Annotated in this window: 1 protein-coding gene and 1 pseudogene; both read right to left on the reverse strand. The window is 37.6% G+C overall.

Annotation, left to right across the window (positions count from 1 at the left end):
* Positions 1–278, reverse strand: a pseudogene (locus EYD46_RS17565) (hypothetical protein); the annotation flags it as partial.
* A gap of 12 nt (positions 279–290) precedes the next feature.
* Positions 291–2,035, reverse strand: a 1,745-nt coding sequence (locus EYD46_RS17570) for a S8 family serine peptidase (protein WP_130938484.1), incomplete at its 5' end; no start/stop codon positions are given.

Raw genomic sequence — 2,035 nt, forward strand, 5'->3', positions numbered from 1 at the left:
ACTGTAACTGAAGTTGGAACTGAGTATGCCGAGGCATCAGCAGTAGTAGCATCAGCATTTACAACAATATTAAAAGTGCGGCTAGCACTACTCGTATTTGAAGTAGCTACTTTTATCTCTTCTGTTGCAGTAGCAGTAGGATCTACTCCTATTAAAGGTCTAGCCTCAAAACCTACATAATTTACATCTAAAATCGCAGGCGTATCTTCATTTTCCTCACAGTTTGTGAACACACAAACACTTAAGGCTATTGTTAATATGGTTAATAATTTTTTCATAATATTCATGTTTTATTTTATAATAATCTTTTTAGTGAATTTGGAAGATCCACTTGCTATATTTAAAAAGTAAATACCCTTTGCAAACTCAGAGGTGTTTATAACATAATCATTAGATATGCTCACAGGTAACACATCTTTAAAAACCAAGCTACCATTAATATCATATAACGATAACTTTGATGCTTGCGGAAGTGCTTTATAAGTAATATTAATTTTAGTTGATGCAGGCACTGGCCATACACTTAAACTAGAAAATGCATTGTCTTTAGTGTTTAAAGTAAGGTTTGCACCAGAAATGATAACAGAAAACATTTGAGCCCCATTGGTTAAACTGCCCTTGTGTGTTACCGTTAAGGTATAATTACCTGCAACAGGACTTGCAATATCAATACGTTCAATATTATCTACATCATTATCGCCTTTTACCGCAGCACCAGTAACATTACTGTTGTCTAGTTTCCATGGTGTAAACACTGTACTATTCGAGTCTTCTAATCTTAAATCTAAATCGTTTATCAGTCTCGATGTGAGTACGTTTCCAGGACTTGATGATACATTTCCAGCAGGGTCTGTCCAACATATAGTAGCACTTAACTTACTACCTGCATCAGCAGAGAATTGATAGGTGTAACTCCCACTATCATTTAGAGTTATTTCTCTAATGAGTGCAGTACCATCGTTATCATCTTTTATCAATACTGCTGCATCTTCAGCATTAAGCAGTCCCCAACCAAAAATAGGATCAGGTCCTATCTTTGTATTATCATCCATAGCTGTATGGCATACCAACCCTTTTAGTGTTGAAGCTCTCATAAAATTAGAATTCAACTGATTGTAATACTCTTGTAACAAAAGTAAAGAGCCTGCTACATTAGGAGACGCCATTGATGTTCCTGATATTGTACTATATTGAGAATCACTTCCTGAGAATGGAGAATATACGGCTGTGCCATCTCCAGAGAGATCTGGTTTTATCCTAAAATCATCCGTTGGACCTTGGCTACTACTACTATTAATAGCTAAAAATGATATTTCTCCAGCAGCATTAAGAAAAGGATCTGCATTGGCTACAATCAAAGTGTTTTTAGCGGTTTTATTTCCCGTTAGTTTATCAAACCCATTAGCTAATCCTCCAGGATAGGTATCCGTTCCTCCATTACCTGCAGACATCACAGGAAGATAGAATGGTGCATTATAAACTACATCATCCCATGTTCTAGCAGCAGAAGTATAGGCTCCAATGTTTTGAGATGGAACCTGTTGGGTACCTCCTGAGTTTAGTATAGGAACACCATAAGAGTGATTGGATATAAGCAAGCCATTTCCAGCTTCTGTTAGTGCCTCATCGTCGTCAAATTCCCAATCATATGACCTTAATGTTGCCTTAGGTGCCATACCTTTGGCATCAGCATCTGCTCCCTTGGCTAAAAGCGTCCCCGCAACATGTGTTGCATGGTCACTTATAGGTCCAAAAAAGAGTCCTGGGAATTCAGGATAAATCACTCTGGATTGTGGTATAGCTTGGTCATCCTTAAACTCATCATGGGTACCACGTACACTTTCTTCGTCCCACACTCCTATATTCATGTTAAGCCCTTCTAAATTTAGACCTAACCCGCCTCCTGGGTGTAATTCATCAGTTTTGGTAGCCTTTGCACTAGCTATATTATCGGTTGTTCTATATATAGGTTTCCCATTGACAATATCATAAATAGCATAGACTTTACTACCAACTTTTATTCTTCGGGGTTGAT

The organism is Hyunsoonleella pacifica (assembly GCF_004310335.1).
Classification (GTDB): Bacteria; Bacteroidota; Bacteroidia; order Flavobacteriales; family Flavobacteriaceae; genus Jejuia; species Jejuia pacifica.